This is a genomic window from Nonomuraea candida (assembly GCF_000725485.1).
GTDB lineage: Bacteria > Actinomycetota > Actinomycetes > Streptosporangiales > Streptosporangiaceae > Nonomuraea > Nonomuraea candida.
On sequence record NZ_JOAG01000015.1, the window covers coordinates 97,170 to 118,028 of the forward strand.

Here is a 20,859-nt window from a genome sequence, read left to right on the forward strand (position 1 = left end):
CGCGAAGTCAGTCAGGGGGCGAACCGATCGGTGCAGGCGTAGCCTGGGGGCCCGATGCGCACTGAAGTACCGCAAGCTGCGACATTGCGACTGTTGAAGGGTTTCGCGCTGGTCGTGGGGGACACGCGGGTGACGCTGTCGTCCGGCGCTCAACGGTTGCTGGCCTTTCTCGCACTGCAGGACCGGCCGCGTACGCGGACGTACGTGGCGGGGACGTTGTGGCCGGAGGCGACGGCGGCGCGCGCCAACGCCAATCTCCGCTCGTCGTTGTGGCGCGCCCTGCGCACCGGCCACCGGGTCATCGAGGCGTCGGCGCACGAGATGGCGCTGGCCACGAACATCAACGTCGACATCCACGACGCGGTGACCCGCGCCCACCGGCTGCTCGACGCGTCCTGCCGGTGCGACGACATCCTGAACCGGCAGACGCGCGACGACCTGTCCGCCGATCTGCTGCCGGAGTGGTCGGACAACGAGTGGGTGCTGATCGAGCAGGAGCAGTACCACCAGCTCCGGCTGTATGCCCTGGAGGCGATGGCCAAGCGGCTCACCGTCGAGGGCCGTCACGGGGAGGCGGTGGCGGCGGCCCTGGCCGCCGTACGGGCCGAGCCGTTGCGGGAGAGCGCCCACCGGGTGCTCATCGACGCGCACCTCGCCGCCGGCAACCGCGCCGCGGCGCAGCACCAGTACGAGCAGTGCCGGCGCATCCTGCTGGACGAGCTGGGCCTCGAACCGTCCGACCTGCTCCGCCACCTCCTGCCCCATCTCACCCCGCACTGACCCGCGACGAGGGCGGGGCGGCCGAGGCGGGCGGGCCGGCGGTCACCGTGCGGGCGCGTGACCCGGCCGCGGCTTCTCGGCCTCGGCGAAGAGCTCGATCGGCATCACGCGCATCGTGCGGCCGGCGGGCCGCAGGTACCGCTCGCGGTACTCGGCCTCCCCCACCTGCTCGCACCCCCGCCAGCCGTGCCCGGCCAGCAGCGCGTCCGCCTCGGCGGGGTCGAGCCCGAAGTGCCACACCCCGTGCCGGGTGACGAACCGGCGGCGCAGCCGCTTCCCCATGCCGTAGGAGCGGGTGCCGTCCAGGAAGTCGCGTCTGAGGTAGGTGAAGAGCAGCCGGCTGCCCGGGGCCAGGCCGGCGAGGAAGGCGAAGACGTTCCGGACGCCCTCCTCGCCGAGGTACGGGGTCACCCCCTCCATCAGCACGACAGCGGGCTCGCCGGTCCGGAACCCGGCCGCTTCCAGGGCGGGGCCGGGCCCGCCCGCCCGGAGGTCGGCGGGGACCAGCCGCAGCCGCTCCGGCACCCGCCCGTACACTCGCTCGACCACCCGGCGCTTGGCGGTGACGTTGGCCGGCAGGTCCACCTCGAACGCCGCCGCGCCCGCCGGCACCGCGAGCCGGCAGGCCCGCGTGTCCAGGCCCGCGCCGAGCACGACGAGCTGCCCGGCGCCCGCGGCCAGGGCGGCGGCGACCTTGTCGTCGGCGTAGCGCTTGCGGCACAGGATGCCGCCCCACACGCCCGGCGCACTGCGCTCGCTCGCCGCGACGAACCACTCGCGCAGGGGCCGCCAGGCGCACGCGCGCACCAGCAGGCGGACCGGGCCGGGCAGGAAGCGCGCGGCCAGCTCGTCGCGGGCGATCCGCCGCGCCTCGGGCAGCCCCTGCTCGATCGCCGCGATGGCGATGGGCCCGACGGCGGAACTCGCCGCGGCCGACCGCGGTGTCCATCTCCTCATGCCTTCATGATCGGCCCGCACGGGCGCCGGCGCATCATCCGGGCGAAAGACGGTCAGGCGATGTACGGGAGCTGCTCGGGCTCGACCCGGCCCAGCAGCGGCGCGCCGCTGACGAACCTGCCCACCTCGGCGACCGCGAACTCGCCGAGCCGGCGCAGCTCGCGGCCCTGGGCCCCGGCCAGATGCGGGGTGATCAGGACGTTGGGCAGCGCGAAGAGCGGGTGGCCGGGCGGCAGCGGCTCGGGCTCGGTGACGTCGAGCACGGCGGAGATCCGGCCGGTGAGGCACTCGCGGGTGAGCGCGTCGGTGTCGATGAGGGAGCCCCGGGCGGTGTTGACGACGAGCGCGCCGTCGGGCAGGAGCGCCAGCCGGCCGGCGTCGAGCAGGTGGCGGGTCTCGGGCAGCGCGGGGGCGTGCACGGTGACCAGGTCGCTGCGGCGGCACAGCTCGTCCATGCCCACCGGCTCCGCGCCGAGGGCCGCGGCCTCCGCGGCGTTCACGTACGGGTCGTAGAGCAGGACCTCGACGTCGAAGGCCCGCAGCCGGCGCAGCACGAGCCGGCCGATGCGGGAGGCGCCGATCACGCCGACGGTGCAGTCGTGCAGCCCGGTCCCGTCGCCCTGGAGCCAGTCGGCCGGCGCGCCCGGCACGGCGGCGGCGTAGCGCCTGGCCCGGCTGAAAACCCGCTTGGCGCCGAGGACGAGCATGGCCAGGGTGTAGTCCGCCACGGGCACGGCGTTGGCCTCGGCGGCCGAGGACACGACGACCCCGCGCTCGAACACGACGGGATCGACGCGGGCCTTGACCGTGCCGGCGGCGTGCACGAGCGCCCGCAGCCGGGGCGCGGCGGCCAGCACGCCCGCGTCGATGCGCGGGCAGCCCCAGCCGGTGACCAGGAGGTCCGCCTCCGCCAGCGCCGCGGCGGCGGCCGGCCCGTCGAACGAGGTGAACGTCGTGGCCGGGTCGAAGTCGACCAGTCGCCGCAGCCGGGTGAGCAGGTCGGCGGGGAAGACGCCGCCGAAGGCCCAGGGGGCGATGGCGAAGACCGCGACGGGTCGCCGTGGCACGGAACGGGCTCCTTCCGGAGGGGTGGGGGTGTGAAAACGCTTCCTCAAGCGAAGCCACTCTATGCACCAACACACCACACCACAACGCCACCCCCCTCCCATGACCCGCTCGTGAGGTGGGAATCCGCCCTTCACGGCCCTCGGATTAGCTATTGACGCCTTCATGTAACCGTTTTAGCAACGCTGCCTTCATCCAGGACGGCTTCGGCTCCATGTCGCTGACCAGGTGGCCGAGGAACTGGCCAAGGAGTAGGCGGCCGCGCAGTGACCCGCCCCGGGCGCACGCGGGCGGCCGGGGCCGCCTGATCGCGCCGGGCGTGAACCTGATCGGCCTCTCCCCCGACTGTTAGGGGTGACGGGAGGCCGAGATGACCGATGAGCTGCTGGTGGCGCGGGCCCAGCTCGGCGAGCGCGCGGCGCTGGCCGAGCTGGTGGAGCGCTGGCGGACGCCGGTGTGGACGTACGTACGCCGCATGCTGGACGCCGAGCGCGCCGACGACGTGACCCAGGAGGTCTGGCTGGCCGTGATCCGCGGCCTGCCGGGGCTGCGCGAGCCGGGCCGGTTCGCGCCCTGGCTGTTCACCATCGCCCGCCGCTCGGTCACCGACCGGCTGCGCGGCCAGTACGCCGCCGAGGAGGCCCGCTCGCCGGACGTGTCCCCCTCGGCGGACCCGGCGGGGAGCACGGCCGACAGCGCCGTCGAGAGCGCCGTGGAGAGCCTGGTGGACCGGGCGGAGCTGGTGGCGCTGGTGGCCGGCCTGCCGGTACGGGAGCGGGAGATCCTCGTCCTGTTCTACCTGGAGGATCTGTCGGTCGAGGACTGCGCGCAGATCTGCGGCATCCCGGCCGGCACCGTCAAGTCCCGGCTCAGCCGCGCCCGTCGCCTGCTGCGCGCCCACCTGGAGGAGAAGGGATACCGGCCATGACCGAGGAGGAACCGCGCCTGTCGGCGCGGGAGCTGATCGACCGGCTGGAACCGGCGCTGGCCGCGCGCACCCGGGTGCGCGCGGTCGCGGCGCTGGTGGCCGGGGTGTCCGGGACGTTGTTCGTGACCGCCCTGTGGGCGGGCGAGCCCGGCCCGCTGCCGGTCCGCACCCATCTGGCGTTCGGCCTGTTCATCGTGTTCTGCCTGGCCTGGGCCTGCTACGGCGGATGGCTGCTGGCGCGGCGGGTGCCGCTGTTCGCCACCGACCGGGTGGTCGCCGGCTGGATCGGCGTGACCGCCTCGGTGGTCACGACCGTGGCCACGGCCGTCGCCGCCGTCCAGCGCGGCGCCGGTCTGGGGACGGCGCTGGCCCTTGGCGGCCTGCTGACGGCCGTGGCGCTGGCGCTGACCGTACGGGCCCATGCCCGCCGGGCCGCGCTGCTGCGCCGCGTACGCGAGCTGTCCGGCCGGGACGGCGCCTGACCGCCCCTCTCCCACCCGCATCCGTCCGATGAAACCCCCCGATGCCCCCGATGAAACCCCTCCGATGAAACCTCTACGAAAGGCAGGACGATGGCGCACAATCCGAAACTGATCCGCCGCCGCTTCGGCGCGCGGGCCCTGACCGGCGTGACCGTGGCCGTGGCCGCGCTGCTCCTCGTGGGTGTGATCATGCTGCTGACCTGAGCCGCCCGCGGCGACCACGCATGCCCGGCTCGGGGCTTTCCGCGTGCCGTTCCCCGCCCCCGGGCGGGGCGGGTCAGCCGGGGCGGCGGGAGAAGTGGCGGGCGCCGGGCGCGAGGGCGGCGGCGGCCGGGGCCAGCAAGCACACCAACCCGCAGGCGAGCAGCACCGGCCCCGGGCCGAACGCGCCGATCGCGGGGGCCAGGAAGGCCAGCCCGACGGGGGCCAGCCCGTAGGAGAGGAGGAAGTCCAGCGACGACACGCGGGCGAGCAGCCGCGGCTCCACCTCGCGCTGCGTGGCGGTGAACCACGGCACGTTGAACAGCTCGATCCCCAGCCCGGCCAGCGCGTAGGCGGACAGCACCAGCGCCGGGTGCGCCGGCGGCAGCAGGCTGAGCGGCGCCAGGCCGTAGAGCGCGAGCCCGGCCAGGGCCGCCCACCCCTGTGCGCGCGGCTGCCACCGCGCCATCAGCGCGGCCCCGGCCAGCGCTCCGAGGGTGTAGGCGGTGAGCGCCCCGGCGAGCACGGCCTCGCTCCCGTGCTGGTCCCTGCTGACCAGCGGCAGCGCCACGCCGGTGGCGGAGTAGCCGGTGAAGATCACGGCGCTGAGCGCGGCCAGCCCTGCGAGGAACCACGGATGGCGGCGCGCCTCGCGCACCCCCTCGGCGAACTCGGCCGGCATGGCGGTCCAGGCCGCGCGCGGCCCGGCGGGCGGGCGGGCGCCCCTGGGCGGGAGCAGCGCGGCGGCCAGCCACAGCAGGCCGGTGCCGACCAGCAGCGCCCCGGTGTCGAGCACGGTGGCCAGCAGCGCGGTCGCGGCCGGGGCGACCAGGGTGGTGACGCGCACGGCGAGCGTGATGGCGGCGTTGGCCCGCCGGCGCCGCGGCTCGTCCACGACCTCCGCGGTGAGCGCCTGGAACGCGGGCCGGCACGCGCCCTGACCGGCCCCGACGATCGCCGCCGCGACGCTCATGAGCAGGATCGAGCGGCCGAGCCCCAGCGCGATGAACGGCGTGGCGAGCGCGGCCGCCGCCCCGGACCAGAACACCACGGCCCGGCGCGGGTACCGGTCGGCCAGCACGCCGCCGACGGGCATCGCGAGCAGGAAGCCGGCGGTCCTGGCGGCCAGGACGACGCCGAGCCCGGTGGCGGTCAGGCCCCGGTCGAGCACGGCGAGCCCGAGCACGAACGGCAGCGCCCAGGTCGCCAGGCCCGAGGCGGTGGTGCCGCACCACAGCCGCAGGAAGGACGCCTGGCGCAGCACTGGGCCGCCGGGCGGGGCGGTCGTGGTCATGACGTCACTTCTCCAGCCCGCGCAGGTATTCGGCGAACCCCTCCAGGCCGTCGATGTTGCGCGGCCCGCTGATGCCCTCGTTGTAGTCGAGGATGTGGAAGCGGTCGTTCACGACGGCGGGCAGCTTGCTGGTGGCGGGGAACTCCTTGAGAAATTTGATCTTCTCCTGGGCGGGCTTGTCGCCGTAGTCGAGGATGATGATGACCTCGGGCCTGGCCTGGACGACGGCCTCCCAGGTGACCTCGCTCCAGCGGGCGTCGAGCCCGGCGAAGACGTTGCGGCCGCCGGCGAAGCGGATGATGTCGTTGGGCGGCACCTGGCTGCCGGCGGTGAACGGCTTGTCGGTGCCGGAGTCGTAGAGGAAGACCGGGACCGGGTCTCCCTCGGGCGCCCGGGCCCGGACCGCCTCGACGCGCCGGCGGTAGTCGGCGATGAGCTTCCGGGCCCGGTCCTCGACGCCGAAGATCCGGCCGAGGCGTTCGAGGTCGGTGTAGAGGCCCTCGAAGGGGGTGAGGCGTTCCGGGTGGCCGGGGTAGTTGAAGCACGACTCGGCGTGCATGAAGCTCTGGATCTTCAGGCCGTCGAGGATCTCGGGGGTGATGCCGCGCTGCTCGCTGAAGCCGGAGCGCCAGCCCGCGACGACGAAGTCGGCCTTGGCGTCCACGACCAGCTCGCGGTTGAGCAGGTCGTCGCTGAGGAACTTCACCTTGGCGTACTCGGCGGCCCAGGGCGACTCCGTGACCGGCGGGTTGGCGGGCGGCATGACGTAGCCGTGCACGTGCTCGGTGAGCCCGAGGGCGAACAGCTTGTCGGCGCTGCCGCCCTCGTAGGCGACCGCGCGCCGCGGGGTGGTGTACTCGACCTCCTGCCCGCACCTCTTGACCGTCACCTTGCGCGCGGCGGCGGCGCCGTCCTCCACCCGCGCGCCGCATCCGGCGAGCAGGATCGCGCCCGCCAGGGCGGCGGCCGTCAGACGGGTACGTGTCATCACGTGGGGTCTCCAATCGTGGTCGTGGCCGAGCCCAGGTCGTAGAGCACCTGGGGAACTCCGGTCAGCGGATGCGGGACGACGCTCGCCGCGACGCCGAACGCCTCGCGCAGCAGCTCCTCGGTGAGCACCTCGGCGGGCGGGCCGCACGCCACCAGGCGCCCCCGGGACAGCACCGCCAGCCGGTCGCAGGCGGAGGCGGCGAGGTTGAGGTCGTGCAGCGTGACCAGCACGCTCAGCCCCGCGCCCCTGAGCATCGACAGCAGCCGGATCTGGTGGTGCAGGTCGAGATGGTTGGTGGGCTCGTCCAGCACCAGCACCCGGGGCTCCTGGACGAGGGCGCGGGCCACCAGCACCCGCTGGCGCTCCCCGCCGGACAGCGACAGGATGCCGCGCCCCGCCAGGTGCAGCACCTCCGTCCTGGCCATCGCCTGGCGGCACAGCTCCCGCTCGCGCGGGCTGAGCGCCTGGTTGCCGCGCAGGTGGGGGGCGCGGCCGAGGGCGACGACCTCCTCGACCGTGAAGTCGAGGTCCGTCCGGCCCTCCTGGGTGAGCGCGGCGATCACGCGGGCGCTGTCCCGCAGCGGCAGCCGCGCCAGGTCCCTGCCGTCGATCAGGACCGCGCCGCCGCTGGGCCGCAACGCCCGGTAGACGCAGCGCAGCGCCGTCGTCTTGCCCGAGCCGTTGGGCCCGACCAGCCCCACCACCTCGCCGTCGCCGACGGTGAGCGCCAGGGCCTCGACGATGGCGGCGCCGTCGATGGACACCGAGAGATCGTCCAGTGCCAGGCTCGTCATCAGCGCCCTCCGAACAGGTAGCCGCGGCGGCGCAGCAGGACGACGAAGACCGGCACGCCCACCAGCGCGGTGATGACGCCGAGCGGCAGCTCCCGCGGCGCCACCAGGGTCCTGGCCACCAGGTCGGCCCAGACCATGAAGATCGCCCCGGCGAGCGGCGCGACGGTGAGCACCCGCACGTGCGCCGCCCCCGTCCAGAGCCGCACCAGGTGCGGCATGACCAGGCCGACGAAGCCGATCGCGCCGCTGACCGCGACCATCGCGCCGGTGGCCAGGGACGTCAGCACGAACAGCCCCCGGCGCAGCCGCACCGTGTCCACGCCCAGGCTGGCCGAGGTCTCGTCGCCCAGGGCGAGCACGTCGAGGCTGCGGCCCAGGCGGCGCAGCAGCACGACGGTGACGAGGGTGACGGCCGCCACGACGGGCAGCGCCCCCCACGTCGCCGCGCCGAAGCCGCCCATCGACCAGAACAGCACGGTGCTGGTCGACTCCCCGTCCGGGGCGAAGTACACGATCAGGCTCATCACCGCCTGGAACCCGAAGGCCATCGCCACCCCGGTGAGCACCAGCCGCAGCGGCGTCAGCCCGCCGGCGCCGCGCGCGGCCAGGTAGACCAGCGCGGAGACGAGCAGCGCCCCGAGGAACGCGCCCGCCGAGATCGCGTAGATCCCGAACGCGGCGAGCGCGCCCGTGACGCCGACCAGCACCGCCCCGGCCGACGCGCCCGACGACACGCCCAGCACGAACGGGTCGGCCAGGGCGTTGCGCACCATCGCCTGGATCGCCACGCCCACCACGCTCAGCCCGGCCCCGACCAGCACCGCGAGCAGCACCCGCGGCGTGCGCACCTGCCAGATGATCTGGTACGCGGTGACGTCGCCCGCCTGGATGGAGCCGCCGGTCACGGCCGCCCACAGGTAGCGCAGCGTCTCCCCCGGCGGCACGGCCGCGGCGCCCAGGCCGATCGCCAGCAGCACCGACACCGCGAGGACGGCGGCGAGCACGGCCACGGTGAGCGGCATCGCGAACGCCGTCGCGGGCGGGGCGGCCTCGGGGCCGGGGCCGGCCGGCGGGGCCTGCGCCTCAGAGGTCGGGGACGTGGTCCCGGGAGACGATCTCAAGGGTACTCCAGAAATGAGAATCATTTCCAGAGGACCGTACCACCACAAAACACCTAGATCGACGCCGCAACCTCGGGTATGCCAAGGCCCCGGCCCGACGGGCAGGCACGCCGATCCCGGGTGACGAGTGTTACGCGCCGGTCGACTCGCGGGCGACGAGGGAGAAGTCGCCGATGAACTCGCGAGCGGCGGGCCCGCGCGCCCCCTTCTTGCCCTTCTCGGCGATGCGCTCGGCCAGGAACCCGACGGCCGTGCCGGCCATGAGCGCGTGGTCGGGGTCGATCGACGACAACGACGGCACGAGGTAGGCGCCCTCGGCGACGTTGTCGAAGCCGATCACCTTCACGTCGCGCGGCACGCTCAGCCCGCTGTCGGCCAGCCCACGCAGCACCCCGATCGCGACCGTGTCGGTCACGCAGAACACGCCGTCGAACTCCGCCCCCGATCCGGCCAGCCGGCGCGCGGCCGCCGCCCCGTGCTCCATCGTCAGCCGCTCGATCGGGGCCACGAGCCGCGGGTCGAACGGCAGGCCGGCCGCGTCGAGGGCCTCGCGGTAGCCGTCGTAGCGCAGGCTGGAGACGTCGACCTCGCCGCGCCGCAGGCCGTCCACGAGCGCGACGCGGCGGCAGCCCCGCTCGATGAGGTGGGCGGTCGCGGCCCGCGCGCCCGCGACATTGGGCATCGCGACGTGGTCGACCGGGCCGTCGAAGATCCGCTCCCCCAGGATGACCACGGGATGGTCGACCTTGAGCAGGTCGGTGTCGGCCGGGCCGAGCCCGACCGTGCTGAGGATGAGACCGTCGTAGAGGCGGTTGCGCGACAGGGCCAGCGCGGCCAGCTCGCCCTCGCGCGAGGCGCCGGTCTGCTCGATGGCGACCTTGAGGCCGTGCCCGGCCGCCGCCGCGATGATCTCGGCGGCGAGCTGCCCGTAGTAGGGGCGGTCGACCTCGGGGACGGCGAGCCCGATCGTCCCGGTACGCCCGGTGCGCAGGTTGCGGGCCGCCACGTTGACCCGGTAGCCCAGCTCGTCGATGGCCCGCAGCACGCGCTCGCGCGTCTCGTTCTTGACGTGCGGATGGTGGTTGATGACGTGGGAAACGGTCATCGGCGAGACCCCGGCGGCCTTGGCCACGTCCTGTATCGTCACCACCCCGGCATCCTTTCACGACCTCCGCCGCGCGCCCCACCTCTCACCGGTCGATGAAACTTTCACAGAAGCCCTGAAATTTTCGGTACCACCGGGTGCCGCTCCTCCGCTGGTGACGCACCGTAGCCGGTCGGCGGGATGGCTCGTGGGGCCGTTTAGCGTCCGGCCGGAATCGGGGCCCCGGACGCCCGCCTGGACCCGGTTCCTCCTTTCACCGAATAATCACCGCGCGGCACTCCCCCATCCGCCTTGAAGAGACGAGGTGCGAATTGGCAGCACGTTCCAGAGCCGGCCGGCTGACGAGGTCGATCGCCATCGCCATCGCCGCGATCGCCGCCGCGCTCCTGCCCCTCAGCCCCGCGCACGCGGCGTACGGCCCGGACCAGCCGGTCTCCGTCCAGGTCAACGCGACCGACCCCTACAACACCCCGCTGGCCCGGCTGCAGGGCACGGTGGCCTTCGACGACGGGACCGCCATGTTCCGCTACTCGCTGCAACTGTGCTGGCTGCGGGCCTACCCCGCGCCGAACCTGCGGATCTTCATCAACGGCACCACCCAGCACTACCCGGTCTCCGCCGGCTCGACGACCACCCCCGGCTGCCAGCAGACCTCGCTGTACGCGGCCGAGGTGAACCACGGCGCCGCCATCGCCAACGTCCGCTTCGACGTGACCGCCGGCTGGTTCTACCCCGGCATGCAGTACAACACCCGCACCAGGTCCTTCACCTCCGACAACCCCTTCACCTGATCGGGGAGCCGGCCGCCCGCACGGCGGTGTCCGGGGTGGGCCGGACACCGCCGGCGGGTCAGGGCCACCAGCCGCCGACGACCTCCACGCCCTCGCGCTCCAGGGCGCGGTGCCAGAGCGGGTCGCGCAGCAGCCGGGTCTCCCAGGCCCGCACGATGCCGTCGGGGCCGGTGACCGCGTCCTCGCGGGACGGGTGCAGGAACAGCTCGCTGACGCCCTCGGGAAGCGCCGCGAGCCGGCGCAGGTAGTCGTCCCGCAGCCGCTCGTACGAGCCGAGCTCGCGCGCGGTGCGCCGGTTGGTGGCGATCGTGCGCGGGATGGGCACGCCGAGCGCGTCGGCGAGGGCGACGGCGCGCTCGTGGGCCTCGGCGAGCCCCGGCGGGAGCGGCCCCCCGAAGTACGGCGCCGGGTCGCGGGGCAGCCGGAAGGCCAGGCCGTGGCGGGCGCACCAGCCGAGCGCCTCGGCCAGCCACGACCTGCCGTGCAGGCCGTAGAGGGTGCCGGCGTGGGAGTCGGCGGCCACGGGCGCGAGGCCGCGCCCGCGCATCCAGCGCAGCTGGGCTTCCGCCTCCGCGATGACGTCCGGGGCCTCGCCGCGGGCGCCCAGCGCCATCGGGTCGTCGGTGAGCGTCCCGTCCGGATCGACGAGGCTGGCCGCGCCGTCGAGCGGCCGCCAGCGCGGCAGGCCGCGCTCGCTCGTGAGTGTCACGTGCAGCCTGGGCACGACGCCGAGCCCGCCCACCCGGTACGCGGCCCGCTCCGCCTCCGGCGAGACGCAGATGAGCGTCGTGGCGGACACGTGTCCCTCGGCCAGCAGTTCGGCGATGACCTCGGTCGTGCCCGGCTCCCTGCCCAGGTCGTCGGCCGTGATCACGACCCGCCGGCTCATCGCGGCCGCTCCACGGCCGCCCCGTCGGCGGGGCCCCGTGGCGGGCCGGCGGGGTCGGCGGGGTCGGTCGCCTCGGGCGGGGTCTCGATCGGGACCGAGATGAGCCGCGCCGCCACCGCGCCGATCGCCGTCAGCACGAACGGGTAGACGCACAGGTACACCCGGAACGCCAGCCCGGGATCGGCCCCGGGGTCGGCGCCGGAGTTGTAGCCGAAGAACAGGCCCAGCGAGGTGAGCGCGAGCCCGGTCACGATCCCGTTGAGCCGTCCGAAGAAGCCGAACGCGGACAGGAAGAGCCCTTCGCGGTGCTCCCCGTTGCGCGCCGCGTCGGCGTCCAGCACCCGGGCGACGATGAGGTCGTTCGTCGCGAGCTGGCCCGACCATCCGGCCCCGACGACCACCCCCGCGGCGATCGCGGCGCCGAGGCCGGTGGCGAAGAACAGGGCCGCGAACCCGGCCGCGAGCACCACGAACGCGACCCGCCAGGCCCACAGCGCGCCGCGCCGGGCGATGACCCGCGTCCACACGGCCAGGCCGCCCGCCGAGACGACGATGACGATGCCCTGGAGGTAGAGCGCGTCCTGGACCGGCAGGCCGAGCGAGTAGCGGACGTACAGCTGGATGCCCGAGAGCACGAGCGCCATGGCCACCCCGTAGCAGGCGCCGGTGAGCCCGACCGTCCAGAACGTCCGGGTGCGCACGATCGACCACAGGCTGGGCAGCAGCCGCGGCCGCTCGCGGGTGGAGTAGCGGGGCCGCTCGCGCGCGCCGAGCGCCATGAACACGATCACGACGAGCGCGACCGCGCCGTAGATGATCGCCGTGGTGCGGAAGCCCTCGGTGGACTCCGCGGTGCCGAACACGCCCGTGGTGAGCAGCGGGGTGACCGCGAGCGAGATCACCAGCGCCACGAGCTGGAAGCCCTGGCGCAGGCCGTTGGCGACGGCGCGGTCACGCTCGCGGGGATAGAGCTCGGGGAGCAGCGCGCCGTAGTTGGCGTTCAGCATCGAGTCGAAAGCTTCGCACAGGATCGCGAACACCGCGAACCAGAGCACCAGGCCGGCGCCCTCCAGCGTGGACGGGGCGGAGAAGAGCGCGATCATGCAGGCCGTGAGCATCGGCGCGCCGACGAGCAGCCACGGCCGGCGCCGGCCGAACCGGGTCCTGGTGCGGTCGGAGAGGTGGCCGAGCAGCGGGTTGTCCAGGGCGTCGATGATCGCGTAGACGACCATGACCGCACCGTAGGCGCGCACGTCGAGCCCGAGGATGTCGACGTAGAAGAGGATGACCGATCCCTTGATCATGTTGATCGGGATCGAGGTGCCGAACATCCCGATGGCGTAGCGCCACGCGGGAGTGCGCGCCGGGGCGGGGGCCGTACCGGGCTGGGACACGCGATCACCTTCCTCGCCGAAGCCGGCGCCGTGCGTGGCGTCACCTTCGCACTCGAACACGAACAGCGGGTGAAGCGAAGTCGTGCCGCGCCCCTCCGGAACCGCCCCCGGCCTTCCGGGCACGCCCCGTCCGTCCGGACGGGCCCCGCCCGGCCGGGTCGCCCCAGCGGGCGGGGTGCACGTCGGTCCAAGTACACGCCCGGCGGGCGGGCGGTGGCTACGGGCACGGGCCACCGGCCGAAAACTCGTTATTCCGAAATTCCGATTTTATGGTTGAATAAAGGCATGCGAAGCATCCTTGCCGTGCTCCTGTCCCCGCTGCTGGCGGCTCCGATCACCGCGGCCACGCCGGCCACCGCCACAGCCACAGCCACAGCCACGACGACGGCCACCACTCCGGCCACCGCCACGACCACCCCGGCCGGGGCCGCTCCCGCCCCCTCCGCCGGCCCGGCCTCCGCGCCCGCCGACCTGAAGGACGCCGAGGCCGTTCTCGCCTACATCCGCGCCAACCCCGACGACGTGGCCCTGGTCACCCAGGGCATCAGCCACAACGCCGGCCGCCCGGCCCCCGTGGCGTCGGCCATCAAGATCATCCACCTCGCCGCCTACTCCGACGCCGTCCGCAAGGGCCGGGTCAAGCCCGGCGAGCCCGTCTCCGTGGCGCGGTGGAACGCCTACCACCTGCCCGGCACCGACGGCGGCGCGCACGAGGCGGCGCTCAAACGGCTCAAGCCCGGCGCGAGCGTCACCCTCGACCAGGTCGTCTCCGCGATGATCGAGGAGAGTGACAACGCCGCCGCCGACCTGCTGCGCGACCGCCTCGGCCCCGGCGCGCTGCGGAAGATCGCGCGCACGCGCGTCGGCACCATCAACGGCGAGATCCTGCGCGGCTTCGGCGGCTGCAAGCTGCCCGCCGACGTCTGCCTGAAGAACTACGTCAAGGCCGGCAAGCAGCTCCGGCTCACGCTCCCCGGCTTCGCCCGGCAGGCCGCCTGGGCCGACGCCGTGACCCGGATCAGGCCCGCCGTCCTGCACGAGGTCCTGGCCGGGCTCAGGAAGGACAAGACGGCGAGCCGGCACCTGGAGTGGCCGATGCGGCAGCCGGGCGCCGACCCCGAGACCCTGCTCATCGGCACCAAGGGCGGCTCGCTGCCGGGGGTGATCAGCGAGGCGATGTACATCGTCCGGCCAGGTGAGCAGCCGCGCGAGACCGTTCTGGCGCTGCGGCGGCTGCCCGAGCAGACCTGGTTCTCCGCCATGCGCAGCTATGCTCACCAGCAGTTCCTTGTGCGGATGGCGACGGATTCCGGCTTCTTCGCGAAAGTTCGCACAGCGTTGAAGTGAGGCGACCCTGACCAGCGACAACGACCGGCTCCAGGATCTCGAGGCGCGGGTCAGCGCCCTTGAGGCGGCGCTCTCGGCCCCCGCGCCGCGGTCGGACGGCGACGACACCGGCCTGTTCACCTACGGCGGCCAGGCGAAGCTCGGCGGCTACCAGTGGGTCTGGGAGGTGGCCCGCAGCCCCGGCTGGCTGCTCGATCAGCCGACCGGGCCGCTGGCCGCCGTCCTCGCCGCCGCCGGGCACCCGGCGCGTTTCGAGATCCTGCAGTTGCTGGTGGCCGGGCCGAGGCCGGTCGCCGACCTGCAAGCCGAGTTGTCGCTCTCCTCCCCCGGCCAGCTCTACCACCACCTCAAGACGCTGGCCGCGGCCGGGCTGGTCGAGCAGCCCGAGCGCGGCGTCTACCGGGTGCCGCCGCACGCGATCTTCCCCGTGCTGGCCCTGGCCGCCGCCGCGATCGACGTGTCCGAGGGCGCGGGGGCCGCCCGCAGGACGCCCCGCGACCTGCCCGCCTGAGCCTCCGGCCGGCGGCGCGGTCAGACGGCGGCGCGGTCAGTGGTCATGCGCAGATCGTGCCACACCGCCTCGTCCCAACAGCGGTGCGGACGAGACCGCGTCAGGTGGTCGTGCGCCAGACGGTGCCGCGGCGCTCGTACTCCATGATCTGCTCGGCGAGCAGCGCGGCTTCCGGGCCGAAGAAGCGCTCGGTCAGCCACAGTCCCAGGTCGAGGCCCGAGGTGACGCCGCCGGAGGTGACCAGGTCGCCGTCGTCCACGACCCTGGCGTTGATCAGCTTGCCGCCGTGGGCCCGGATGTCGTCCGCGGCCATGCGATGCGTGGCGCAGGGCCGCCCCTTGATCAGCCCGGCCGCGGCGAGCAGCAGCGTGCCCGTGCACACCGCCCCCAGCACCAGGCCGGGCCGCCGCGCGGCGGCGAGCGCCGCCGTCAGCGTGCCGCGGCGGGTCTCCTTGTCCACGCCCGAGCCTTCGCCGTACCGGCCGCCGGGCACGAGGATCAGGTCGGCCGCCTCCGGCGCCCAGGGCGCGCGGACGGTGATCTCGACGCCCGAGGCGGTGGTGATCGTCCGGGGGCCCTCGACGGTGACGTACGTGTGACGGACTCTGTCGTTGACGCCGAAAGCGGTGATCGGGCCGATGTAGTCCTGATCCTCGACGTCGTCGTAGAGCACGGTGTGCACGGTGAGGGTCGTCACGGGGATCCTCCGAGGTCGTGGGATGGGTGATGGCGTGGGAGGGGCGATGACCGGGTGGGCGGTTCCTGGGGTGGGTGCCGACCGGGTGGGTGATGACTGGCGGTGATGACGACTATGGCCGGGCGGTGGCGGCGCGAACAGTGGCAGGGCGGACCGGCATCCGTAAGATCTGGCCACATGCGCGTGGTCGCCGTCCTGGCCCTGGACAACGTGGTGGCCTTCGATCTGGCGATCCCGTGCCAGGTGTTCGCCGCCGCGCGGCACGCCGACGCGACGCCCGCGTACGACATCCGGGTGTGCGGAGAGCGGGACGTCACCGCGACGGCCTGGGACCGCGAGACCTTCCGGATCTCCACCCGCTACGGCCTCGACGACGCGCTGGAGGCGGACACGGTGATCGTGCCGGGCGTCGACCCGGGGCTCCCGCCGCGTCCCGAAGTCCTCCGCGTGATCCGGGAGGCCGCCGGCCGGGGCGCCAGGGTGGCGTCGATCTGCACGGGCGCGTTCGTGCTGGCGGCGGCCGGGCTGCTCGACGGCCGCCGCGCGACCACCCACTGGCAGCTGGCCGGCCGGCTGGCGCGGGACTTCCCGGACGTCGAGGTGGACCCGTCGGTGCTGTTCATCGACGACGGGCAGGTGCTGACCTCCGCCGGGGTGGCGGCCGGGCTGGACCTGTGCCTGCACATGGTCCGCCGTGACCTGGGCGCGGCCATGGCGGCCGGCGCGGCGCGGGCGATCGTGATGCCGCCGCAGCGCTCCGGCGGCCAGGCGCAGTTCATCGAGCACCACGATCCCGACGGCGACCCCGACGATCTCGCGCCGGTGCTGCGCTGGATGCAGGACCACCTCGGCGAGCCGCTGTCCCTCGCGGACATCGCGGCACGGGCGGCCATGAGCACCCGCAGCCTGTCGCGCCGGTTCCGCGCCCGGATGGGCACCACCCCGATGCAGTGGCTGGTCGATCGGCGCGTCCAGCGGGCGAGGGAGCTGCTGGAGACGACGGACCTGTCCGTGGACCGGATCGCCCACGCCACGGGGTTCGGCTCGGTGGAGACCCTCCGGCACCACTTCGCCAGACACGTCGGCACCAACCCGAGGGACTATCGCGCGGCCTTTCGGGGCTGAGGCGAACGCGCGTCCGGGCAGCGTGCCGGGGCTGAGGCGAACGCGCGTCCAGGGCGGTGTTCCGGAGCTGGGGGATCGTGTCCGGCGTGGTGGTGTTGGCCGCCCAAAATCTGCTCAATTTTCGTCCTTTACCGGATTCTTCACCCCGTCGGGGGCATGCGACCGGCGAATGCTCCCGAGCACCGGTTCGGCGCATTCCGGGACGGACGAAGAGGTCGGGGGGAGGAGCGCTGACGATGTCGAACAAGATGAGGGTGGCGTGTGCCGTGCTCGCGGGGTACTACCTCGGGCGGCGTCGCAAGTTGCGCATGGCCGCGGCCCTGGCGGCGGCCGGGGTGGCCGCCCGTGCGCGCCGCAACGCCGGGGGTGGCAAGGGCGGGAGCGACAAGGGCGGAGGTGGCCTGCTGTCGCAGGGGCTCGGGTTGCTGGGCTCCTCCCCCGAGATCGGGCGGATCACCGAACGTCTGCGCGGCGACCTCCTGGAGGTCGGCAAGGCGGCGGCAGTGGCCGCGACCAGCAGGCAGATCGACTCGCTCTCCGACAAGCTGCGCGAACGCGCCGAGGCCATGCGGGCGGCGGACGCGAAGGACGCCGGCGGCAAGCCCGCGAAGGGCGAGAACGGCGAGGGGGCCGAAGCCGGGGACCGGGCCCAAGGCGAGGACCAGGATCAGGAAGCGGCTCAGGGCCAGGAAACGGACCAGGATCAGGACGAGGCTCAGGGCGACGAGGCTCAGGGCGACGAGGCTCAGGGCGACGAGGCTCAGGGCGACGAGGCTCAGGATGAGGAGCCGGGCGGAGAACCGGAGGAGGAGCCGGCCGGAGCCTCCGGCCGGGATTCGGATCAGAGCACAGGCCAGGAGTCGGACGAGAGCTCGGACGAAGAGCCGGACGAGGACTTGGACGAGGAGCCGGGCCAGGGATCGGGCGAGGAATCGGGCATGGAATCCGCGGAAGAGCCGGGCGAGGAGGCCGAGAGGGCGCCGGCGGGGAAGCAGGAGGAGCCCGGGAAGCATGAGCAGCAGGCGCACCGGCCCATCCGCCTGGTGCGGCACACCCGTCGGACTCGGAGGTGAGTCGGGTGACTGAGACGGGACCGGGACGGGTCCGCAGAGCCGTACAGGCCACGGGCAAAGGCGTCACAGGAACGGCCAGAAAGGCCGCCGCGGCCGCGAAGGGCACCGGGCACGAGGCCGCCGGCACGGCGGAGAGCGCGGGCCAGGAGGCGGCCGGCGCGGCGAAGGGAGCAGGCCAGGGAGCCACCGGGGCCGCGAAGAGCGCGGGCCAGGGAACCGCCGGCGCGGCGAAGGGAGCAGGCCAGGGAGCCGCCGGAGCCGCGAAGAGCGCCGGTCGGCAGGTGGTCGGCGTGGCCAAGGAGGTGGGTGAGGGAATCGTCAAGAGCCTGCCCACGGAACGGCTCGCGCACGAGGCCCAGAACCTGCTGCAGGCCGCCGCCGAGCGCGTGCTCAAGCGCGCGGAGAGCAAGATCGAGGGCCTGACGGGCCGGCTGACCGACTACGCCGAGAACAAGGGCACGAGCCTCATCGGCGCGGTAACAGGCGGCTCCGGCCCGTCGAGCGGCTTCATGAGCGGAGCGATCAAGGGCGGCCTGACGGGCGGCGTCAAAGGCGGGCTGAAAGGTGGTCTGAAGGGCGGCCTCAAGGGGCTGATGCAGAAGATCACCGGCGGCAAGGGCAGCAAGGGGGGCCACGCGAAGCTCACCAACATCGTCGAGACGATCGACATCGGCGCGCCCCGCCGCCTCGTGTACGACCAGTGGACGCAGTTCCAGGACTTCCCGACCTTCATGAAGAAGGTGGAGAACGTCAAGCAGGAGTCGGACGCGGAGCTCACCTGGAAGGCCCAGGTCTTCTGGTCCCACCGCAACTGGAAGGCGCACATCGTCGAGCAGATCCCCGACCAGCGCATCGTCTGGCGGTCGGAGGGCCAGAAGGGTTACGTGGACGGGGCCGTGACGTTCCACGCCCTCAGTGACGATCTCACCCGGGTCCTGGTGGTGCTGGAGTATCACCCGCAGGGGTTGTTCGAGCGTACCGGCAACCTGTGGCGCGCCCAGGGACGGCGCGTACGGCTGGAGCTCAAGCACTTCAGGCGGCACGTCATGTCGCACCTCGTCCTGCACCCCGACAACATCGGGGAGGGCTGGCGCGGCGAGATCCGTGACAGCAAGGTCGTCAAGGACCACGAGACGGCGATGCGGGAGGAGCGCGCCGCCCGGGACCAGGAGGACAAGCCCGAGGAGCCCTCGGACGGTTCCGAGAAGTCCCCGGCCTCGGAGGAGGAGCCCGAGAACGGGCGCTCCGCGCAGGACGAGGAGTCCGGGGAGAGCGAGGGCGAGGAGAGAGCGGGCGAAGAAGGGGCGCCCGAGGACGAGCACCCCGACGACGAGCACCCCGAGGACGAGCAGGCCGAGGACGAGGAGCCCGAGGGTGAGCCCGAGGGCGAGGAGCAGGACGGAGTGGGCGAGACAGGCGCCGACCAGGAAAGCGAGGAGCAGGAGCGCCGCTGACCGGAAGGCCGCTGACCGGGAAGGCCATGGACCGGAAGGCCATGGACCGGAAGGCCATGGACCGGAAGGCCATGGACCGGAAGGCCATGGACCGGAAGGCCGCTGGCCGGGAAGGCGGGCGGGTCGACCGTTTTTGCTCCAACGGTTTCCGCCGGAAAGTTCTTGCAACGGGGACGCCGGCTCGTGCGTCCCTGGGAGGTGGAGTTCGAGGAGTTGGCCGGCACGTCAAAGCGGTGGTGCAGGCGCGGTGCCGGCTTGGCAGTGAGTTTCATCCGTGTTCCTTCGAGGACAGGGATGTCGACGCCCTCAGGCTGACGATCGGATCTGGCCGTCCGCCCGAAGGGCAGGTGGACGTCCCGTTACGCCGGCCCGTCCCCGGCTTCACCCGAGATGGCCGGAAAGTTTCCGTCATCAGGGATTGATGAAGAGAACTTTCGAGGATATCTTCACGATCAATCCGCCCTTCCCCCCGGGGCGGTGCGATGTCGATACGTCCCCTCACGGCAGCCTTCCACCCCCCTCCGAGCGCCGCACCCGCCCGTCATGCCGTCGCCATGGGCCGATCGACGTCGCCGATCTGGGCGTTCGACGTACCCCCTCTCCACCCCCCGTTCAAGAGGTGAGCATGTCAATGACCGGAAGGCCCGCGCGGCCGATCGCCGTCGCGTCCGCGACCCTTGCCCTGTCCGTCGCGCTCGCGGCCGCGTTGCTTCCCCAGGCCGCCGCCGCGGACCCCGTCGAGGCTCTGGCGACCTCCCACAAGAGCCCGTTCGCCTGCGGAAAGACGTTCAACGCGAACAACTGGAGCCCCGGACACCGGCCCTCGGGCTCCATCGACTGGCAGGACTACGGAGGCGACGACATCAACGGCGAGGCCGTGCTCGCCACCGCCGCGGGCACCGCGTACTTCTACGACGAGGGGAACACGAGCTACGGCAAGTGGGTGGAGGTGCGCCACGGCGACGGCAGCAGGACCCGCTACGCCCACCTCGCCACCATGGCGCGGGCGGCCGGCGGGTCGATGAGCGTCGGCCAGGGCACCTCGATCGGCACGGTCGGCTCCACGGGCGGCTCCACCGCGCCGCACCTGCACTACGAGCAGCGGACCTCGACCGGGACGGTGGACACCAGCCCCACCGTGGACGGCGTGACCGTGTCCCTGGGCCAGAAGAAGGCCGTCACCAGCACGAACGCCTGCGGCGGCGGCACCAACCCGTACACGCCCGAGGAGGTCTGCGGCAGCGGGTACGCGGTCATCGACTCGGCCGCGCTCACCGGTGGGCGGGTCTACCTGCTCTACAACTCCGGCAACGGCAACAACTGCGTGGCCACGATCAAGACGTCGAACGTCGGGTCGCCGTCGTCGATGTCGGCCTTCCTCGAACCGCAGGGGGAGAGCAGGACGACGAACGCGGGCAGCTTCAGCTACTACGCGGGGCCCGTCACGCGCTCGGCGCCCGGGCAGTGCGTCAAGTGGGGAGGATCGATCGGGAGCAGCACGTACACCAGCTGTCCGGACGGAGCCCTGTCCGGACGGAGCCCTGTCCGGACGGAGCCCTGTCCGGACGGAGCCCTGTCCGGACGGAGCCCTGTCCGGACGGAGCCGACCGGGCGCCGCCGACCGGGTGGGGAAGCCCGCCGCCCCCCGCAGGAGCCGGTTCCGGCCGCCCCGGCGGAAGGTGTGCGATGGCGAAGGCCATCGTTCCGTCACGTTTGGCCGCTCCGGGGACAAGGGAAGCCTTTGTGCGGTGGCCGTCGTCGCCTCTGATCCTGCCGCCATGCGAAAGGAGGCGCGCACCCATGCCGGCGAACCCACCGGCTCACCGCGGCCGGGACCACGCCCTCACGGCGACCGGACCC

The 20,859-nt window shown here is 73.4% G+C and carries 20 protein-coding genes; 10 read left to right on the forward strand and 10 right to left on the reverse strand.

Annotated elements, in window-relative coordinates; genetic code table 11:
* The first annotated feature begins 84 nt into the window (after positions 1–84).
* Entirely contained in the window at positions 85–780 is a 696-nt protein-coding gene (locus IO39_RS15490; RefSeq protein ID WP_211267028.1) for an AfsR/SARP family transcriptional regulator, read from the forward strand.
* Positions 781–822: 42 nt separating this feature from the next.
* Here IO39_RS15490 and IO39_RS15495 read toward each other — a convergent pair whose 3' ends face one another.
* Positions 823–1,737: an SAM-dependent methyltransferase gene (locus IO39_RS15495; RefSeq protein ID WP_043622524.1), complete on the reverse strand. Its 915-nt coding sequence runs from the start codon at positions 1,735–1,737 to the stop codon at positions 823–825.
* A 53-nt stretch (positions 1,738–1,790) separates the two neighbouring features.
* On the reverse strand, positions 1,791–2,804 hold the full coding sequence (locus tag IO39_RS15500; RefSeq protein ID WP_043622527.1) for a hydroxyacid dehydrogenase: 1,014 nt from the start codon (positions 2,802–2,804) through the stop codon (positions 1,791–1,793).
* 368 nt (positions 2,805–3,172) lie between these two features.
* Here IO39_RS15500 and IO39_RS15505 point away from each other — a divergent pair, with 368 nt between their 5' ends.
* Both IO39_RS15505 and IO39_RS15510 read left to right on the forward strand, forming a co-directional pair.
* Positions 3,173–3,730, forward strand: a complete 558-nt coding sequence (locus IO39_RS15505; RefSeq protein ID WP_043622530.1) for an RNA polymerase sigma factor — start codon at positions 3,173–3,175, stop codon at positions 3,728–3,730.
* Positions 3,727–4,212 (forward strand): hypothetical protein, encoded by a 486-nt coding sequence (locus IO39_RS15510; protein ID WP_043622533.1) that lies wholly within the window; start codon positions 3,727–3,729, stop codon positions 4,210–4,212. The genes IO39_RS15505 and IO39_RS15510 overlap by 4 nt, the downstream gene beginning before the upstream one ends.
* Positions 4,213–4,489: 277 nt before the next feature.
* On the opposite strand, the gene IO39_RS15515 is transcribed toward IO39_RS15510, so the two are convergent.
* The 5 genes from IO39_RS15515 to IO39_RS15535 all read right to left on the reverse strand — a co-directional run bounded on the left by IO39_RS15515 (position 4,490) and on the right by IO39_RS15535 (position 9,763).
* Entirely contained in the window at positions 4,490–5,707 is a 1,218-nt protein-coding gene (locus tag IO39_RS15515; RefSeq protein ID WP_043622536.1) for an MFS transporter, read from the reverse strand.
* A 4-nt stretch (positions 5,708–5,711) separates the two neighbouring features.
* Positions 5,712–6,695: an ABC transporter substrate-binding protein gene (locus tag IO39_RS15520; RefSeq protein WP_043622539.1), complete on the reverse strand. Its 984-nt coding sequence runs from the start codon at positions 6,693–6,695 to the stop codon at positions 5,712–5,714.
* Entirely contained in the window at positions 6,695–7,492 is a 798-nt protein-coding gene (locus IO39_RS15525) for an ABC transporter ATP-binding protein (RefSeq protein WP_043622541.1), read from the reverse strand. Before IO39_RS15525 ends, IO39_RS15520 begins: the two co-directional genes overlap by 1 nt.
* Positions 7,492–8,613: an iron ABC transporter permease gene (locus tag IO39_RS15530; RefSeq protein WP_063765279.1), complete on the reverse strand. Its 1,122-nt coding sequence runs from the start codon at positions 8,611–8,613 to the stop codon at positions 7,492–7,494. Before IO39_RS15530 ends, IO39_RS15525 begins: the two co-directional genes overlap by 1 nt.
* 130 nt (positions 8,614–8,743) lie before the next feature.
* Positions 8,744–9,763: a LacI family DNA-binding transcriptional regulator gene (locus IO39_RS15535; protein WP_043622544.1), complete on the reverse strand. Its 1,020-nt coding sequence runs from the start codon at positions 9,761–9,763 to the stop codon at positions 8,744–8,746.
* Between the two features lie 266 nt (positions 9,764–10,029).
* Here IO39_RS15535 and IO39_RS15540 point away from each other — a divergent pair, with 266 nt between their 5' ends.
* Positions 10,030–10,509 (forward strand): hypothetical protein, encoded by a 480-nt coding sequence (locus tag IO39_RS15540; protein WP_043622546.1) that lies wholly within the window; start codon positions 10,030–10,032, stop codon positions 10,507–10,509.
* Between the two features lie 58 nt (positions 10,510–10,567).
* Here the strand turns inward: IO39_RS15540 and IO39_RS15545 are convergent, their stop codons facing one another.
* Both IO39_RS15545 and IO39_RS15550 read right to left on the reverse strand, forming a co-directional pair.
* A complete protein-coding gene (locus tag IO39_RS15545) occupies positions 10,568–11,398 on the reverse strand; it encodes a carbohydrate deacetylase (protein ID WP_043622548.1) in 831 nt (276 codons plus the stop codon).
* Positions 11,395–12,792, reverse strand: a complete 1,398-nt coding sequence (locus IO39_RS15550; RefSeq protein WP_043623152.1) for an MFS transporter — start codon at positions 12,790–12,792, stop codon at positions 11,395–11,397. Before IO39_RS15550 ends, IO39_RS15545 begins: the two co-directional genes overlap by 4 nt.
* A gap of 285 nt (positions 12,793–13,077) precedes the next feature.
* Here IO39_RS15550 and IO39_RS15555 point away from each other — a divergent pair, with 285 nt between their 5' ends.
* Together IO39_RS15555 and IO39_RS50645 are read left to right on the forward strand one after the other, a co-directional pair.
* Positions 13,078–14,139: a serine hydrolase gene (locus IO39_RS15555; RefSeq protein WP_157548361.1), complete on the forward strand. Its 1,062-nt coding sequence runs from the start codon at positions 13,078–13,080 to the stop codon at positions 14,137–14,139.
* 166 nt (positions 14,140–14,305) lie between these two features.
* Positions 14,306–14,650 carry an ArsR/SmtB family transcription factor gene (locus IO39_RS50645; RefSeq protein ID WP_052422936.1) on the forward strand — a complete coding sequence of 115 codons (345 nt, stop codon included), beginning with the start codon at positions 14,306–14,308 and terminating at the stop codon, positions 14,648–14,650.
* Positions 14,651–14,750: 100 nt separating this feature from the next.
* Here IO39_RS50645 and IO39_RS15565 read toward each other — a convergent pair whose 3' ends face one another.
* Complete coding sequence (locus IO39_RS15565) at positions 14,751–15,347, reverse strand: DJ-1/PfpI family protein (RefSeq protein ID WP_211267029.1); 597 nt, start codon at positions 15,345–15,347, stop codon at positions 14,751–14,753.
* Between the two features lie 177 nt (positions 15,348–15,524).
* On the opposite strand from IO39_RS15565, the gene IO39_RS15570 reads away from it, so the two are divergent.
* The 4 genes from IO39_RS15570 to IO39_RS15585 all read left to right on the forward strand — a co-directional run bounded on the left by IO39_RS15570 (position 15,525) and on the right by IO39_RS15585 (position 20,767).
* A complete protein-coding gene (locus IO39_RS15570; RefSeq protein WP_043622552.1) occupies positions 15,525–16,472 on the forward strand; it encodes a GlxA family transcriptional regulator in 948 nt (315 codons plus the stop codon).
* Positions 16,473–16,708: 236 nt separating this feature from the next.
* Positions 16,709–17,545 (forward strand): hypothetical protein, encoded by an 837-nt coding sequence (locus IO39_RS50650; RefSeq protein ID WP_052422937.1) that lies wholly within the window; start codon positions 16,709–16,711, stop codon positions 17,543–17,545.
* A 5-nt stretch (positions 17,546–17,550) separates the two neighbouring features.
* Positions 17,551–18,999: an SRPBCC family protein gene (locus tag IO39_RS15580; protein ID WP_084772912.1), complete on the forward strand. Its 1,449-nt coding sequence runs from the start codon at positions 17,551–17,553 to the stop codon at positions 18,997–18,999.
* Positions 19,000–19,630: 631 nt separating this feature from the next.
* Entirely contained in the window at positions 19,631–20,767 is a 1,137-nt protein-coding gene (locus tag IO39_RS15585; RefSeq protein WP_084772914.1) for a M23 family metallopeptidase, read from the forward strand.
* The last annotated feature ends 92 nt before the right edge of the window (positions 20,768–20,859 follow it).

Bases quoted from the DNA above. Each gene is read 5' to 3' on its own strand.
- IO39_RS15555 (WP_157548361.1), top strand. From the start codon at position 13,078: ATGCGAAGCATCCTTGCCGTGCTCCTGTCCCCGCTGCTGGCGGCTCCG.
- IO39_RS15520 (WP_043622539.1), bottom strand. From the start codon at position 6,695: ATGACACGTACCCGTCTGACGGCCGCCGCCCTGGCGGGCGCGATCCTG.
- IO39_RS15570 (WP_043622552.1), top strand. From the start codon at position 15,525: ATGCGCGTGGTCGCCGTCCTGGCCCTGGACAACGTGGTGGCCTTCGAT.
- IO39_RS15510 (WP_043622533.1), top strand. From the start codon at position 3,727: ATGACCGAGGAGGAACCGCGCCTGTCGGCGCGGGAGCTGATCGACCGG.
- IO39_RS15495 (WP_043622524.1), bottom strand. From the start codon at position 1,737: ATGAGGAGATGGACACCGCGGTCGGCCGCGGCGAGTTCCGCCGTCGGG.
- IO39_RS15585 (WP_084772914.1), top strand. From the start codon at position 19,631: ATGACCGGAAGGCCCGCGCGGCCGATCGCCGTCGCGTCCGCGACCCTT.
- IO39_RS15525 (WP_043622541.1), bottom strand. From the start codon at position 7,492: ATGACGAGCCTGGCACTGGACGATCTCTCGGTGTCCATCGACGGCGCC.
- IO39_RS15545 (WP_043622548.1), bottom strand. From the start codon at position 11,398: ATGAGCCGGCGGGTCGTGATCACGGCCGACGACCTGGGCAGGGAGCCG.
- IO39_RS15515 (WP_043622536.1), bottom strand. From the start codon at position 5,707: ATGACCACGACCGCCCCGCCCGGCGGCCCAGTGCTGCGCCAGGCGTCC.
- IO39_RS15505 (WP_043622530.1), top strand. From the start codon at position 3,173: ATGACCGATGAGCTGCTGGTGGCGCGGGCCCAGCTCGGCGAGCGCGCG.
- IO39_RS50650 (WP_052422937.1), top strand. From the start codon at position 16,709: ATGTCGAACAAGATGAGGGTGGCGTGTGCCGTGCTCGCGGGGTACTAC.